Source organism: Derxia lacustris (assembly GCF_002105195.1).
GTDB classification, from domain to species: Bacteria; Pseudomonadota; Gammaproteobacteria; order Burkholderiales; family Burkholderiaceae_E; genus Derxia; species Derxia lacustris.
Map to the genome: position 1 here is coordinate 174731 of NZ_MUHU01000008.1, position 15796 is coordinate 190526.

At 62.4% G+C, this 15796-nt stretch carries 14 protein-coding genes and 1 tRNA gene; 12 read left to right on the forward strand and 3 right to left on the reverse strand.

Features of this window, described 5'->3' with window-relative positions:
* Positions 1–65: 65 nt before the first annotated feature.
* The 7 genes from urtB (at position 66) to B9P64_RS07600 (ending at position 6423) form a co-directional block, all read left to right on the forward strand.
* Entirely contained in the window at positions 66–1685 is a 1620-nt protein-coding gene (gene urtB, locus B9P64_RS07570; protein ID WP_085315634.1) for an urea ABC transporter permease subunit UrtB, read from the forward strand.
* Positions 1682–2803 (forward strand): urea ABC transporter permease subunit UrtC, encoded by a 1122-nt coding sequence (gene urtC / locus B9P64_RS07575; RefSeq protein WP_085315635.1) that lies wholly within the window; start codon positions 1682–1684, stop codon positions 2801–2803. The genes urtB and urtC overlap by 4 nt, the downstream gene beginning before the upstream one ends.
* Before the next feature lie 50 nt (positions 2804–2853).
* Positions 2854–3696, forward strand: a complete 843-nt coding sequence (gene urtD / locus B9P64_RS07580; RefSeq protein WP_176256782.1) for an urea ABC transporter ATP-binding protein UrtD — start codon at positions 2854–2856, stop codon at positions 3694–3696.
* Position 3697: 1 nt separating this feature from the next.
* Complete coding sequence (locus tag B9P64_RS07585) at positions 3698–4351, forward strand: LysE family translocator (RefSeq protein WP_085315636.1); 654 nt, start codon at positions 3698–3700, stop codon at positions 4349–4351.
* A gap of 15 nt (positions 4352–4366) precedes the next feature.
* The gene (urtE, locus tag B9P64_RS07590; RefSeq protein ID WP_085315637.1) at positions 4367–5065 is read left to right on the forward strand and encodes an urea ABC transporter ATP-binding subunit UrtE; all 699 of its coding nucleotides are present in this window, start codon (positions 4367–4369) and stop codon (positions 5063–5065) included.
* The gene (locus B9P64_RS07595) at positions 5065–5901 is read left to right on the forward strand and encodes an urease accessory protein UreD (protein WP_085315638.1); all 837 of its coding nucleotides are present in this window, start codon (positions 5065–5067) and stop codon (positions 5899–5901) included. Before urtE ends, B9P64_RS07595 begins: the two co-directional genes overlap by 1 nt.
* A 99-nt stretch (positions 5902–6000) precedes the next feature.
* A complete protein-coding gene (locus B9P64_RS07600; protein WP_085315639.1) occupies positions 6001–6423 on the forward strand; it encodes a polyhydroxyalkanoate granule-associated phasin in 423 nt (140 codons plus the stop codon).
* Between the two features lie 18 nt (positions 6424–6441).
* On the opposite strand, the gene B9P64_RS07605 is transcribed toward B9P64_RS07600, so the two are convergent.
* From B9P64_RS07605 to lexA, 3 genes are read right to left on the reverse strand one after another with little or no spacing between them, the layout of a single operon-like run.
* On the reverse strand, positions 6442–8022 hold the full coding sequence (locus B9P64_RS07605) for a Y-family DNA polymerase (RefSeq protein ID WP_085315640.1): 1581 nt from the start codon (positions 8020–8022) through the stop codon (positions 6442–6444).
* Positions 7982–8791, reverse strand: coding sequence for a translesion DNA synthesis-associated protein ImuA (gene imuA, locus B9P64_RS07610; protein ID WP_139826190.1), 810 nt, complete (start codon positions 8789–8791; stop codon positions 7982–7984). Before imuA ends, B9P64_RS07605 begins: the two co-directional genes overlap by 41 nt.
* 7 nt (positions 8792–8798) lie before the next feature.
* Complete coding sequence (gene lexA, locus B9P64_RS07615) at positions 8799–9476, reverse strand: transcriptional repressor LexA (RefSeq protein ID WP_085315641.1); 678 nt, start codon at positions 9474–9476, stop codon at positions 8799–8801.
* A gap of 194 nt (positions 9477–9670) precedes the next feature.
* Here lexA and B9P64_RS07620 point away from each other — a divergent pair.
* From B9P64_RS07620 to lon, 5 genes are all read left to right on the forward strand, one after another.
* Positions 9671–9757 (forward strand) — tRNA-Leu (locus tag B9P64_RS07620).
* An 87-nt stretch (positions 9758–9844) separates the two neighbouring features.
* Positions 9845–11158, forward strand: a complete 1314-nt coding sequence (gene tig, locus B9P64_RS07625) for a trigger factor (protein ID WP_085315642.1) — start codon at positions 9845–9847, stop codon at positions 11156–11158.
* 49 nt (positions 11159–11207) lie between these two features.
* Positions 11208–11822 (forward strand): ATP-dependent Clp endopeptidase proteolytic subunit ClpP, encoded by a 615-nt coding sequence (clpP, locus tag B9P64_RS07630; protein ID WP_085315643.1) that lies wholly within the window; start codon positions 11208–11210, stop codon positions 11820–11822.
* Between the two features lie 37 nt (positions 11823–11859).
* Entirely contained in the window at positions 11860–13125 is a 1266-nt protein-coding gene (gene clpX, locus B9P64_RS07635; protein WP_085315644.1) for an ATP-dependent Clp protease ATP-binding subunit ClpX, read from the forward strand.
* A 152-nt stretch (positions 13126–13277) separates the two neighbouring features.
* Positions 13278–15722: an endopeptidase La gene (gene lon / locus B9P64_RS07640; RefSeq protein WP_085315645.1), complete on the forward strand. Its 2445-nt coding sequence runs from the start codon at positions 13278–13280 to the stop codon at positions 15720–15722.
* Positions 15723–15796: the final 74 nt, after the last annotated feature.

Sequence of the window (15796 nt, forward strand, 5' to 3'; positions counted from 1 at the left end):
CCGCAGTCCGCCGCCGTCGCGCGTGCGGGCAAATTCCCTCCGCACAGAACGAGACGCCCACCGCGATGCTCCGCAGACTCCTTCTTCTCGCCGCCTTGCTGCTGGCCGTCGTCGGCAGCGCCCAGGCCGCGCCCGATGCAGCGCTGGTGCTGCAACTCGCCAGCGACGACAGCGATGCCCGCGTCGAAGCCATCGGCAAGCTCGCCGAAGCCGGCGATCCGCGCGCCGTCGCCATCCTTGAAGCGCTGGCCAACGATGCGCTCTATGCCGTGACCGATGCCGACGGCAAGGTGCAGCGCGTTTTCATCGTGGCCGACGACAAATACGCCGACGCCGTCACCGGCGAGGCCGTGAGCCCCGCGCCCGACAATGCCGAGGCGCTCAGCATCAACAACCGCCTGCGCGGCGAACTCGACGCCGGTCTCGCGCTGCTCAAGCTCGGTTCCACCGACCGCGCGGTGCGCATCGCCGCCGCGCGCGCGCTGCAAGGCAGCGAAAACCTCGCGATCCTGCCGGCGCTGCAAAAGGCCACCGAAGCCGAGAAGGACGACGACATCAAGGCGCTGCTGATCGCCGCCGAGGCCGCGCTCGAAATCAAGAGCGACGACCCGGCCGTGCGCGCCGCCGCCGCGAAAAAGCTCGCGCTGGCCGACAGCACCGAGGTGCGCCAGCTGCTCGCCGGCCTGCTCGAAAAGTCGGGCGACAGCTACGCCGAGCCAGACGCAAGCGTGCGCGCCGCGGCCGAAGCCGCGCTCGGCGAAATCAACGGCCGGCTGCGCAAGTACGAGATGCTGGCCAATCTGTTCTCGGGCATTTCGCTCGGCAGCATCCTGCTGCTGGCGGCGCTGGGCCTGGCCATCACCTACGGGCTGATGGGCATCATCAACATGGCGCACGGCGAGCTGCTGATGATCGGCGCCTACTGCACCTACGTGGTTCAGGGCCTGTTCCGCGCCTATGCGCCGGGCGCCTTCGACTGGTATGTGGTCGCCGCGCTGCCGGTCGCCTTCCTCGTCACGGCGGCGGTCGGCATGGTGCTGGAGCGCACCGTGATCCGCTGGCTCTACGGTCGGCCGCTCGAAACCCTGCTCACGACCTGGGGCATCAGCCTGCTGCTGATCCAGGGCTGCCGCACGATCTTCGGCGCGCAGAACGTGGAGGTGGAGAACCCGAGCTGGATGTCGGGCGGCATTGCGCTGGCGGGTGGGCTGGTGATTCCGTTCAACCGCATCGTCATCGTGCTGTTCTCGTTCGCTGTGCTGTTCGCGGTGTGGCTGCTGATCGCGCGCACGCGGCTCGGGCTGTTCGTGCGTGCGGTCACGCAGAACCGCAAGATGGCCAGCTGCTGCGGCGTGCCGACGGCGCGCATCGACATGCTGACGTTTGGCCTGGGTGCTGGCGTTGCGGGCCTGGGCGGCGTGGCGCTGTCGCAGATCGGCAATGTCGGGCCGGACCTTGGCCGCAGCTACATCGTCGACTCGTTCATGGTCGTGGTGTTCGGCGGCGTGGGGCAACTGGCCGGCACCGTGATCGCCGCGCTGGGCTTGGGTTCGCTGTCCAAGTTTCTTGAGCCGTGGACCGGCGCCGTGCTGGCCAAGATCGCGGTGCTGGTCTTCATCATTCTCTTCATCCAGAAGCGCCCGCAGGGACTGTTCGCGGTCAAGGGCAGGAGCGTCGAAGCATGATTGCGCGTCTCTTTTCGCCGGCGGTGTGGTTCGCCACGCTGGCCGTCGCGGCCCTGGTTGTCATCGTGTTGCCGCTGCTGCATCTGGCCGTGCCTGAGGGCAGCGCGCTGCATGTGTCGGCCTTCACCATCTCGGTGCTCGGCAAGTTCATGTGCTACGCCGTGGTGGCGCTGGCGATGGACCTGATCTGGGGCTACACCGGCATTTTGTCGCTCGGGCAGGGCGTGTTCTTTGCGCTCGGCGGCTATGCCTTCGGCATGTACCTGATGCGCGAGATCGGCCATGACGGCGTCTACCAGAGCGATCTGCCCGACTTCATGGTCTTCCTCGACTGGAAGGAATTCCCCTGGTACTGGGCGCTGACCGATCACTTTGCTTGGGCGCTGCTGCTGGTGCTGGTGGTGCCGGGGTTGCTGGCCTTCGTGTTCGGCTACTTCGCGTTCCGGTCGCGCATCAAGGGCGTGTATTTCTCGATCATCACGCAGGCGGTCACGCTGGCCGCGATGCTGGCCTTCTTCCGCAACGACATGGGTTTTGGCGGCAACAACGGCTTTACCGACTTCAAGCGGATTCTGGGTTTCTCGCTTACCGATCCGGCGACCAAGGTCACGCTGTTCGTGCTGACGGGGCTCTACCTGCTGGCGGCGCTGGTGGCATGCCGCTTCATCGTCAAGAGCAAGCTCGGCCGGGTGCTGACGGCGGTGCGCGATGGCGAGTCGCGGCTGCTCTTCCTCGGCTACAACACGCTGTGGTTCAAGCTTTTCGTGTGGACCTTTGCGGCGGTGCTGTCGGCGATTGCGGGTGCGCTCTATGTGCCGCAGGTCGGCATCATCAACCCGAGCGAAATGTCGCCGGCCAACTCGATCGAGATCGCGATCTGGGTCGCGGTCGGCGGTCGCGGCACGCTGTTCGGCGCCATCCTCGGCGCGCTGGTGGTCAACCTGGCCAAGAGCTGGTTCACCGTCGCCTTCCCCGAGTTCTGGCTCTACTTTCTGGGGCTGCTGTTCATCGTGGTCACGCTGTTCCTGCCCCAGGGATTGCTCGGGCTGTTCGCCGACATCGGCAAACGTCTGGGCAAGCGCAAGGCGCTGCCGGCCGCCGAGGAGGTGAGCGCATGAACGGAGGCTTCTTCAGCGGCGTGACCATGCCCGCCGCCATCACGCAAACCATGCATAGCGAAACCGAAACCCGCCCGATCCATGCCGGCACCGGCGCAAGCGGCGCGGGCGCCAGCTACGGCCATGTGGTCGACCGCAGCAAGGTCGACACCTCGCACGGCCCGATCCTCTACCTCGAAGACATTTGCGTGAGCTTCGACGGCTTCAAGGCGATCAACAACCTCAACATGACCATCGAGCGCGGCGAGCTGCGCTGCATCATCGGCCCCAATGGCGCGGGCAAGACCACGATGATGGATGTCATCACCGGCAAGACCCGGCCCGACAGCGGCAAGGCCTTCTTCGGTCAGGTGCACGACCTGACCCGGCTGGTCGAGACCGAGATCGCGCATCTGGGCATCGGCCGCAAGTTCCAGAAGCCGACGGTGTTCGAGCAGCACACGGTGTTCGAGAACCTGGAGCTGGCGCTCAAGACCGACAAGTCGGTCAGGCCGACGCTGTTCTTCCGCCTGAGCGGCGCGCAGCGCGATCACATCGCCCAGGTGCTGCGCACCATCAAGCTCGACGGCAGCGAGCATCGGCTGGCCGGCAACCTGTCGCACGGCCAGAAGCAGTGGCTGGAGATCGGCATGCTGCTGATGCAGGAGCCCGAACTCATCCTGCTCGACGAGCCGGTGGCCGGCATGACCGACGCCGAAACCGAGCGCACCGCCGAGCTGATCCTGGAGCTGGAAGGCAAGCACTCGATCATGGTCGTGGAGCACGACATGGACTTCATCGGGACCATCGCGCGCAAGGTCACTTGCCTGTGCGAAGGCTCGGTGCTGGCCGAGGGCTCGATGGCGGCGGTGCAGGGCGACGAGAAGGTCATCGAGGTCTATCTGGGGCGCTGACATGGTCGAACCGGCAACGCTGCTCATGTTCGTCGCCACGTCGCTGCTGCTGGTGGTCACGCCGGGGCCGACGATGCTGCTCGCGCTTGCCAACGGCATCGCCGGCGGGCTGCGGCAGGCGGTCTGGGGCATGGCCGGCGCGACGTTCGGGAGCCTGCTGCTCATCGCCGCGGTGGCGGTCGGGCTCGGCGCGCTGCTGATGGCGTCCGAGGCGCTGTTCGAGCTGCTGCGGCTGCTGGGCGTGGGCTATCTCGTGTGGCTCGGCATCGGGCTGTGGCGGGCGAAGCCGGTGGCGCTTGCCGCGCAGGTGGCGGGGGCCGATCGCGCCGGTGGGCGGCCGGGCGCGGCGGCGGGCTGGCCCGCGTTCAGGCGCAGCGTGACGGTGCAGCTTTCCAATCCCAAGGCGCTGCTGTTCTTTTCGGCCTTCATGCCGCAGTTCGTCGATACCGCGCGTCCGGTGGCGGCGCAGTACGCAGAACTGGCGCTGGTCTTCACCGCGCTCGACCTGTGCGCGATGCTGGCCTACGCCTCGGCCGGCCGGCAGGCGGTGCGGCTGCTGTCGGCGCGTGGCCTGAGGGTCATCAACCGCGGTTGCGCGGCCTTCATGTTTTTCCTTGCCGCCGCGCTGGCGCTGTTCCGGCGCGGCAACGTCTGATTCCGATTGAGCGCCATGCTGAGACTCGAGAACGTCAACCAGTACTACAGCGGCAGCCACATCCTGCGCGATGTGAGCCTGGATATCCCCGCCGGCGCCTGCACCGTCCTGCTCGGGCGCAACGGCGTGGGCAAGACCACCACGCTGCGCTCGATGATGGGGCTGGTGCCGATCCGCTCGGGTGCCATCAGCTTCGAGGGCCGCAACATCTCCACGCTGTCGCCGTATGAGCGTGCGGCGCTCGGCATCGGCTATGTGCCGCAGGGGCGCGAGATCTTCAACCGGCTCACGGTGGAGGAGAACCTGCTCATGGGCCTGGCGCCGCTGAGCGGCGCGGCCGGCCGCAAGATTCCGGAGCGCATCTTCGAGATGTTTCCGGTGCTCAAGCAGATGCTGTACCGGCGCGGCGGCGACCTGTCGGGCGGCCAGCAACAGCAGCTGGCCATCGGCCGGGCGCTGGCGGCGGGACCCAAGATGCTCATCCTCGACGAGCCGACCGAGGGCATCCAGCCGTCGATCATCAAGCAGATCGGCACCGTCATCCGCCAGCTGGTCGAGGAGGGTCGCATGGCCATCCTGCTGGTCGAGCAGTACTACGACTTTGCCGAGCAGCTGGCCGATCACTATGCGGTGATGTCGCGCGGGCAGGTCACGCACATGGGCCCGGGCAGCGAAATGGCCGAGAAGGGCGTGCGCGACCTGATCGCGATCTGATGCGCGGCGACTGGCAGGCGCGGCTCGATCTGCGTTTCTGGCCGTCGAGTGCGGCGAGCGGGCCGCGCACGCTGCTGGCGCGCAGTCACGAGGGGCCGCTGCGGGTGCAGAAGGCGCTCTATCCAGAGGGCGACGAGCTTTGCCATGTGCTGCTGGTGCATCCGCCGGGCGGCATTGCGGGCGGCGACCGGCTGGCGATCTCAGCCACGGTCGAGCGCGGCGCGCAGGGCTTCATCACCACGCCGGGCGCGGGCAAGTGGTATCGCGCCAATGGCCGCGAGGCCGGGCAGCAGGTGCGGCTCGCGGTGGCGGGTGATCTCGAATGGCTGCCGCAGGAGGCCATCGTCTATGACGCGGCCAGCGTGCGGTCGTCGCTGCGCATCGATCTGGCGCCGGGCGCGCGTTGCCTGGGCTGGGACATCGTGGCGCTGGGCCGACAGGCCGCCGGCGAGCGCTTCGCGACCGGGTGCTTCGGCCAGACCATCGAACTGTGGCGCGACGGGCAGCCGGCATGGATCGAGCTGACGCGACTGGCCGGCGGCGATGAGCTGCTCGCCTCGCCGGTGGGGCTGGATGGTGCGCATGTGTTCGGCTGCTTCTGGGCCTGCGGCCAGACCTGGAGCGATGCGGCGCTGGAAGCACTGCGCGAACGGCTCGCTGCCGAGCCGGCGACCCGCGCGCTGGCGCTGACGCGGCTGGCCGACGATCTGCTGGTGGCGCGGCTGCGCGGCAGTCGGACCGAGGCGGTGCGCGCGGCGCTCGAAGCGTTGTGGTTGGCAGTGCGCGAGCCGGTGCTGGGCCGCGCGCCGCAACGGCCGCGCATCTGGGCCACCTGATGATTGCAGCGACCGGTGTTGCGCAACGCATTGCAACGTCGGCCGCATCGCCCGGCCCGGCCGCGCAGGCTGGGGCTCCCTTTTCAACCGGAGCCTGGCATGGCGAGCGATTTTGGCGGCGTGACCGCATGGAACAACTGGATCAAGGCCTGCGAGATCGGCTGGAGTGCACCGCAGGTGGTGGCGATGCGCCTGGGCGCGATGGCTGCGGCGGGTAGCAATCCCAGCGCACGCGACCGCGCCGAAAACGTCCGCATGGGGCAGGAGAAATTGCAGGCCTTCAGCGAATCGTGGGTGGGCGTGGGCAGCCGCATGCAGCGCATGCAGCTGGACATGGCGATGCGCTGCTGGAAGGAAGGGCTGCGCTGGTGGACCCAGCCGTGGTGGCTCGGCAATGCGCAGGTTTTTCCGCGCCTGGACCTGATGCCGATGAACTACGCGCCACTGTTCAAGGCCGCGCTCGACCCGGTGCATCGCCGGGTGACGGGCAATGTGCGGCGTCTCGCGGCACGGCGCGCCTGACGCTGACGGTGCCGGCCTTCAGGCGAACTTGCCGTGCAGGAACCAGTGCTCGTCACCGCTGCCGCGCCGCTCGCGAAATAGCCAGAGCAGCTCGGCATCGGTGTTCTCTGCGATGAAGTAGTCGCGCACCGCCGGCTCGGCCGGGCGGATTTCGTCCCACCAGCCGCCCTCGACCCGCTCCGGCCCGGCAATCAGCCGCAGATCGCCGTGATGCCAGGGCCGCTCATTGCGTACCCGCAGCCGCACCGGGCGGCTCAGCAGCCAGGTCGGGCGCGGCAGCTGGTCGGCATTGCGCGCCGCGCCGGGTGCCCGCAGGTTGCGGCGGGCGGCAAAGTGGCTGGCCGGTGCCGGCGTGCCGAAGGCATGCAGCGCCTGGGCCGCCTCGGGCCGGTGGTCGTCGAGTAGCGCGATGGTCTGCACCGCGCCGGGACCAAGACGGGCACTGAGCCGCTCGGCCAGCCGGGCGATGGCGAGATCGTCCTGCGCCCGGCTTGGAAACAGCTCGCGCGAGCCGCCGTCGAGCATGTGCAGATCCTGGGCTTCGAGCCGCAGCTGGAAGACCGGCGCCGGCAGCGTGCTGCGCGCCAGATGCTCGCGCAGCAGCAGGCTGAGGTGTTCGAGATCGCGCGTGGGCTCGGACAGGCCGATGACGAGTGGCGTGCAGCGCGGGCCGTCGTCGCGATGGCCTTCGTGATCGAGCTGGAGCACAAAGCCGCGCGTGGCCGCCTGTCGCGCACCCAGCCAGCCGACCAGCTGGATCAGCAGGCGCCGGCCGGCAAACAGCAGCGCCTCGGCATGGTCGACCCGCGCCATCAGTTCGAGGCGCGCCTCGAAGCGCTCGGGCGGCTGCCAGAAATCGCGCGGATCGGGCGCCTCGCCGTAGGCCCGGTCGAGCTCGTGCAGCAAGGCGTTGCCAAAGCGGTGCGCGATGCTGTCGCGCGGGAAATGGCGTAGCGCGCCAAGCTGGCCGCAGCCGATGCCGACCAGCATGTCGACACAAGGCCGGGCCGCATCGAGCAGGGCGCTGGGCAAGGCGTCGAGCGCGCTGAGCGGGTCTTCCTCGGCCACGGAAGCCGGCGTCGTTGCGTCGCCGGCGCGATCGACCGGATGTCGCCCGGCATGCCCGACCTCGGCCGTGGCGCCGTGCTGGGCCAGCAGCCAGGCGCCGGTGGCGGTCGTGAAGGCGGCCGCCTCGGCACTCAGCCCAAGCTCGGCGACCGTGAAGCGAATGGCGTGCAGCAGCGCCTGAAAGCCGCCAAACAGCTTGAGACAGCCTTGCACTTCGAGCAACAGGCCGCGCGTGCCGCCGGCGCTGCGCACGAAGGCCAGGCTGGGCGTGAAGCGCGAGAGCGCGAGTGCCACTTCGCCGAGCGCCAGCACCTGTTCGGTCTCGTCGGCATCGACAAAGTTCAGCTGCGGGCAAAGGTCGAGCGCGAGCCCGCGTTTCTGCCCGAGCCGGATGCCGGCCGCCGCCGCCGCCGGGTTGCAGAGCGCAATCCGGTGCTCACGCGCGAGCGCGCGTGGCGGTGGCGGCTCGGCATCGTTGCGCCAACGGGCTTCAAGCGGCAGCTGCGTAAAGGCGAGGGCGATCCACAGCATGGTCGTACCTGACGGGCTGAAGGGCGGGGAGCGGGCTCTCGATCGGATCGGCCTGACCGAGCGACACGAGCGGCGGCGGCAGTTCGAGGCGCAGGGGCGCATCGAGCCAGGGGCCGCGCCGCTTGAGGATGTCGATTTCGAGCCGGTGCGGGCTGGTGCCGGTCAGCTCGCCGACATGACTGCCGCGCACCGCCTTGCAGGCCAGCCGCAGCGGCGCCGGCGACGACTCGATCTGCGCCGTTTGCGGTCGCATGACGAAGCACAGGCCATCGCTGCCCTGGGCCGCCAGTTGCAGGCGCCGGAGCTGATCGGGGCGCGCCTCGGGCAGCCAGACCAGCAGCGCGCCAAAGCTCGGGCAGCGCAGCGACTGTTCGACGGCCCAGAGTCGGTCGGTGGCCTGATCGGCATCGATGACGAGCAGCCGATCAAGCCGCAGACCGAGCTTTTCGAGCGCCGGTCCGTAAGGCAGATGTTTGCAATCGTCGAGCGCGGGCGGCGCGATCAGCACCATCCAGCGTTCCTCGTCGGCCAGCCGCCGCAGCACCGGTGCGAGCAGCCGCAATTCACCGATGCCGGCGCGCGGCAGCAGCAGTTCGGTCAGCGTCCCGACTGGCCAGCCACCGCCCGGCAGCTCTTGATCGAGACGTCGAAAGCCAGTGGAAACCGTGGGCTGGTCGTCATCCGAAAACTCGTCGCCGGACCACATGAACCGATGCAGCAAGGCGCCGACGCGGCGTCCGGATTCGCGGATTGCGTGGAGGATGGCCATGACCGGCTCAGCGCACGCCGACACGGATCAGGCCCACGGCGAGGCCTTCGATGGCGAAGCTCTCGTCATCGGCCCTAACTTCGATCGGCGTGAAGTCCGGGTTCTCGGGCAGCAGCTCGATCATTCCGCCACGCTTGCGGTAGCGCTTGACCGTGACCTCGTCGCCAAGTCGCGCCACCACGATCTGCCCGGTGCGCGCTTCCGACTTGCGCTGAACCGCGAGCAGGTCGCCGTCGAGGATGCCGGCATCGCGCATGCTCAGTCCGCGCACCTTGAGCAGATAGTCGGGGCGGGCCGAGAACATCGACGGATCGCAGGCATAGCTCGCCTGGATGTGCTCGGCCGCGAGGATCGGGCTGCCCGCCGCGACGCGGCCGACGAGTGGCAGGCTCAGGCCGCGCGACTGGCCTTCGTCGGCGCCCGCCGCGGTGGGATCGACAGGGGCGCACATCCGGATGCCGCGCGACGCGCCGGGTGTCAGCTCGATGACGCCTTTCTTGGCCAATGCCTGAAGATGATCTTCCGCCGCATTCACCGAACGAAAGCCGAGACTGGCCGCGATCTCCGCGCGGGTCGGCGGAAAACCCGACTCGCGCAGCGAGCGAGCAATCAGTTCGAGGACTTCGCGCTGGCGATCGGTGAGCCTGGCGCCGGAAGCGGGGGCGGTGAGTTGGGTTCGAGTCATCGGAATTGCCCTGGAAGTGTTCTTGTCCGGCAGTCATAGCGGCCGACTGCGCATCAACTACTGGATGGATGATCGGTATCTGTAGTTTTGTACAGTATTGCTGACTTGGCAAGACCCACCCCTTCAGCGCTCGAAAAGGGCGGTTCGGACGTTCGGCTAGAATGGCTTCCATCCGTAACGTCGACGCTTGCACTGCGCGGGTGGCGAAATTGGTAGACGCACGAGGTTTAGGTCCTCGCGGTTGAAAGACTGTGCAGGTTCGATTCCTGTCCCGCGCACCAACAATGTCGTCGACGAGGGCATCCGTTTCGTGATTGCGATGGATGCGCCGGGCCGGAACTCATATTCAAGGATCGGTAGTTTCCAACATGCAAATTGAACAAGTCAGCGCGCTCGAGCGTCGCGTCCAGATCAGCGTTCCTCTCGCGGAAATCGCCAAGGAAGTCGAATCCCGTCTCAAGCGTCTGTCGCGCTCGGTCAAGATGCAGGGTTTTCGTCCTGGCAAGGTGCCGCTCAAGCTGGTGGCGCAGAACTACGGATTCCAGGTCCAGAACGAAGTCGTCAGCGAACGAATCAACGATGCGGTGAGCAAGGTGATTTCCGATGCGCAATTGCGTGTCGCCGGTCAGCCGCGCGTCGAGCCCAAGGCTGCGGAAGAGGGCTCTGAAGCCAGCGAAAGCGCCAATTTCATCGCGACCTTCGAAGTGTTTCCCGAGATCGTCTTTGGCGATTGGAAAACGGCGGAAGTCGAGCGCGTCGAATCGCCGGTTACCGATGTCGAAATCGACAAGACGATTGAAATTCTGCGCAAGCAGCGTCAGACCTGGGCCGATGTCGATCGTGCCGCCGAGGATGGTGACCGCGTGACCTGCGATTTCGTCGGCCGTCTTGACGGCGTCGAATTCGAAGGCGGCAAGGCGCAAGACTTTGTTTTCGTGATCGGTGCCAAGCAGATGCTGCCCGAGTTCGAACAAGGTGCGTTGGGCCTCAAGGCAGGCGACTCACGCACTTTCTCGATGAGCTTTCCGGCCGACTATCACGGCAAGGATGTGGCTGGCAAAACTGCCGAATTCGACATCACTATCAAGGCTGTCGCAGGTTCGGTACTGCCTGAAGTGGATGCTGAATTCGCCAAGCAGTTGGGCGTCGAGGATGGCGATCTTTCCAAGATGCGCGATGACGTTCGCACGAATCTCGAGCGTGAAATCGGCAGCCGAACCAAGGCGCGTACCAAAGACAGCGTGATGAATGCGCTGCTCAAGGTCGCCGAATTCGAAGTGCCCAAGGCATTGATCGAACAGGATATCGAGCGACTGCGCGAGATGGCCCGGAACGATCTGAAGCAGCGTGGTATGCAGGTCGATGACAGCCTTCCTTTTCCTGATGAACTGTTTCAGGCACAGGCAGAGCGGCGCGTTCGTCTTGGGCTGGCCATCGGCGAGATCGTCAATCGCAATGGCCTGAATGCCAGCCAAGACCAAGTGAGATTGCATATCGAAGACTTTGCGAAAAGCTATGAAGACCCAGCCTCAGTCATGGCATGGTATTTCAGTGATCGCAAGCGTCTGGCTGATGTTGAAGCTGTTGTCCTTGAAGACAACGTTGTTAATTGGGTGCTTGGCCAGGCGAATGTGACCGAAAAAGCGGTATCGTTTGACGAACTGATGAACGCCGCGAACTGATCCTCCCAGACGCGGACGACTGGTCTTTCAACGGAAGAACGAGGGCAGCATGAATATTGATCCACGCGATCCGCAAGCGCTCGGCATGGTGCCGATCGTCGTCGAGCAATCCGGCCGAGGCGAACGCGCCTACGACATTTATTCGCGCCTGTTGCGTGAACGGATCATCTTCCTCGTTGGCCCTGTGAACGACCAGAGTGCCAATCTCGTCGTGGCGCAGATGCTTTTTCTTGAGTCGGAAAATCCGGACAAGGATATCTATCTGTATATCAATTCGCCTGGTGGTTCTGTTTACGCAGGTCTGGCGATTTACGACACGATGCAGTTCATCAAGCCGGATGTTTGTACGCTCTGCACCGGCTTGGCAGCCAGCATGGGGGCATTTCTCCTGACTGCGGGTGCCAAGGGCAAGCGTATGGCACTGCCGAACTCGCGGATCATGATTCATCAGCCTTTGGGCGGCGCCCAAGGCCAAGCTTCCGATATCGAAATTCAGGCGCGGGAGATTCTGTATCTGCGTGAACGCCTGAATACGATCCTTTCCGAACGCACCGGACAGAGTATTGAGCGTATTGGTCGGGATACCGATCGCGACAATTTCTTGTCTGCCGAAGGGGCTGTCGAATACGGTTTGATCGACAAGGTCATGACCAAGCGCGATTGAGCGACGGTCTTTTCAAATAGCTTGGTAGAGGAAGCAAATGACAGACAAGAAGGGGACGTCGAGCGAGAAACTGCTGTATTGCTCGTTCTGCGGGAAAAGTCAGCACGAGGTCAAGAAGCTCATAGCGGGCCCCTCGGTCTTCATTTGCGATGAATGCATTGAGCTTTGCAACGACATCATTCGCGAAGAGATCGCCCAAGACGCTCCGGCGACGAAGGGCGATTTACCTAGTCCGCGGGAGATTTGTCAAATCCTCGACCAATATGTGATTGGTCAGGATACCGCCAAGAAAATTTTGGCAGTTGCTGTTTACAACCACTACAAACGCCTGAAGCACATGGGGGCAAAAGACGAGGTCGAACTGGCCAAGTCTAATATTTTGCTGGTCGGGCCAACGGGTTCTGGCAAAACGTTATTGGCCCAGACTCTGGCGCGATTGCTCAATGTTCCGTTCGTAATGGCTGATGCAACCACTTTGACCGAAGCAGGTTATGTCGGCGAAGACGTGGAAAACATCATTCAGAAGTTGTTGCAGAATTGCAATTACGAAATTGAGAAGGCTCAGCGAGGAATTGTCTATATCGACGAAATCGACAAGATTTCTCGAAAGTCAGACAATCCTTCAATTACCCGGGATGTTTCCGGTGAAGGTGTGCAGCAGGCTTTGCTGAAGCTGATCGAGGGAACTGTGGCTAGTGTGCCGCCTCAAGGCGGGCGCAAACATCCGAACCAGGATTTTGTTCAGATCGACACTACAAACATTCTGTTCATATGCGGCGGAGCTTTTGACGGACTAGAAAAAGTAATCCGCAATCGATCTGAGCGTAGTGGGATCGGTTTTGGGGCTACGGTTCGTAGTAAAAGCGAAACGGCGGTGGGGCAGTGGTTGCGTGATGTTGAACCTGAAGATTTGATCAAGTTCGGTATTATTCCTGAGCTCATTGGTCGTTTGCCGGTTATCGCGACCTTGGATGAGTTGAACGAGGACGCACTCATTCAAATTCTTGTTGAACCCAAAAATGCCTTGGTGAAGCAATATCAACGCTTGCTTCAAATGGAGGGGGTGGAACTTGAGTTCAGAGCGGATGCACTTCGGGCGATTGCCAAGAAGGCTCTGGCAAGGAAGACTGGTGCTCGTGGCTTGAGGTCAATTATTGAGCATGTTTTGTTGGAAAGTATGTTCGAGTTGCCCACGCTGGAAAATGTAGAGAAAGTGGTGGTCGATGAAAACTGCATTGCAAGCAATGGGGTTCCGTTGCTGATCTACGGTGACCTACCGAAAGTCGCTGCATCAGATCATTAAAGACTGTGATCGAGAAGAAAAGGCCGCATGTAGCGGCCTTTCGTCTATCTGAGTGATGGTACTTCTCTGCCGCAGATTTGCTCAAACAGAGGTACTTGTTTTTGAGCGTATGATCCCAAGGTACCGGAAGAGCAAACCCAAGGATTTTCCACATGTCGACTTCCAATACTCTGCCCGAAGAGCGCATGCAACTGCCGCTACTGCCGTTGCGCGACGTCGTGGTTTTCCCTCACATGGTGATCCCGCTCTTCGTTGGGCGCCCCAAGTCGATCAAGGCACTTGAGGCTGCGATGGAGGCAGGGAAAAGCATTGTCTTGGTTGCCCAGAAGACTGCTTCGAAGGATGAGCCTTCTGCCGAGGATATTTACGATATTGGCTGTGTCGCGAATATTCTTCAGATGCTGAAGCTCCCGGATGGGACAGTGAAAGTACTGGTCGAAGGCGGGCAGCGTGCGCGCATTGATGCGATTGAGGATGTTGAGACTCATCTCGTCTGCGACCTGACGCCTATTCGGCCTGATATTGGTGTCGGCGCCGAAATCGAGGCAATGCGGCGTACGCTTCTTCAGCAGTTTGAGCAGTATGTAAAGCTGAATAAAAAAATTCCTCAGGAAATATTGGCGAGCCTTGGCGGAATCGAGGATTCGGGTCGTCTTGCCGATACCATTGCCGCGCACTTGCTGCTCAAGTTAGAGCAAAAACAAAGTATTTTGGAGATGGCAGGTACTGCTCAGCGACTTGAGCACCTGTTGACGCAACTTGAAACCGAACTCGACATTCTTCAAGTGGAGAAACGCATTCGAGGACGGGTCAAGCGGCAGATGGAAAAGTCGCAGCGCGAATACTATTTGAATGAGCAGGTCAAGGCTATTCAGAAAGAACTTGGCGAAGGCGAGGAAGGGGCAGACATTGAGGAGCTTGAGAAGAAAATCAAGGCTGCTCACATGCCGAAAGAAGCCAAGCTCAAAGCCGAATCTGAATTGAAGAAGCTTCGGTTGATGTCGCCGATGTCGGCTGAAGCGACTGTCGTGCGGAATTACATCGATGTTCTGGTGAATTTGCCGTGGAAGAAAAAGAGCAAGGTCAACAATGATCTGACTCATGCGCAACAGGTGCTCGACTCCGATCATCATGGTCTAGAAAAGGTCAAGGAACGGATCCTTGAATATCTTGCTGTGCAGCAGCGTGTCGACAAGGTCAAGGCACCTATTCTTTGCCTTGTGGGTCCCCCCGGAGTCGGCAAGACTTCATTGGGGCAATCCATTGCCAAGTCGACCAACCGCAAGTTTGTTCGCATGGCGCTAGGCGGTGTCAGGGATGAGGCCGAGATTCGCGGGCACCGCCGCACTTATATTGGTTCCATGCCTGGCAAGATTTTGCAAAGTCTGACCAAGTCGGGAGTACGGAATCCGCTATTTCTGCTCGATGAAGTCGACAAGATGGGGATGGACTTTCGAGGGGATCCTTCGTCTGCATTGCTTGAGGTTTTGGATCCGGAGCAGAACCATACGTTTGCCGATCATTACGTTGAGGTCGATTTCGATCTTTCAGACGTCATGTTCGTTGCGACGGCAAATACGCTTAATTTGCCGCCAGCGCTACTTGATAGAATGGAAATCATCCGTCTTTCGGGATATACCGAAGACGAGAAGGTCAGCATCGCAGAGCGTTATCTTCTGCCAAAGCAGATGCGCAACAACGGCGTGAAGGCAGCTGAATTGGTCGTTACCGATTCGGCGCTGCGTGATGTGATTCGTTATTACACACGTGAAGCTGGGGTGCGGTCACTGGAACGGGAAATCGGCAAGATTTGCCGCAAGGTAGTCAAGGCACTGCTGCTCCGGGAAACTGGTGGCGCCGGCGTTGTTGTGAATTCTGGGAATCTTGATAAATACCTTGGAGTTCGGCGCTTTACCTTCGGTGTCGCTGAAAGTGACAACCAGATTGGTCAAGTAACAGGCTTGGCGTGGACCGAAGTTGGCGGTGAATTGCTGACTATCGAAGCTGTCGCTGTCCCGGGGAAAGGCCGTTCAACGACCACTGGCAAGCTTGGCGATGTGATGCAGGAGTCCATCAAGGCTGCAATGTCGGTAGTCAGAAAGCGTGCCAGCCGGCTCGGGATTCGTGCGGATTTCTACGAGAAGTTCGATATCCATGTTCACGTCCCCGAGGGTGCTACACCCAAGGATGGTCCTAGTGCAGGCGTGGCAATGACGACTGCATTGGTTTCGGTCCTGACTGAAATTCCCGTGCGTGCCGATGTCGCGATGACGGGAGAGATAACCCTGCGTGGCGAAGTGCTGCCGATCGGTGGATTGAAAGAGAAGCTTCTTGCTGCGCTTCGTGGCGGTATCAAGACTGTTTTGATTCCCGAGGAAAACGTCAAGGATTTGGCGGATATTCCGGAGAATGTGAAAAGCAGAATCGAAATCGTTCCAGTCAAATGGATCGACAAGGTGCTTGAACTGGCACTTGAGCGGCAACCGGTACCTTTGCCGGATGAGAAGGACGAAGCTGCTGCCGCAGTCCAGCCGCAGGAACTGCAAAAGGTTGTCGAAGGCAAGGACGGCGGTTCGGATGAGGTTGTAAAGCACTGATGCAATTGCCGGCTTGCAGCATTGATTGGGCAGGCCGGCGATATTGCGATCGCGTTATTGACAGTGCCTACGAG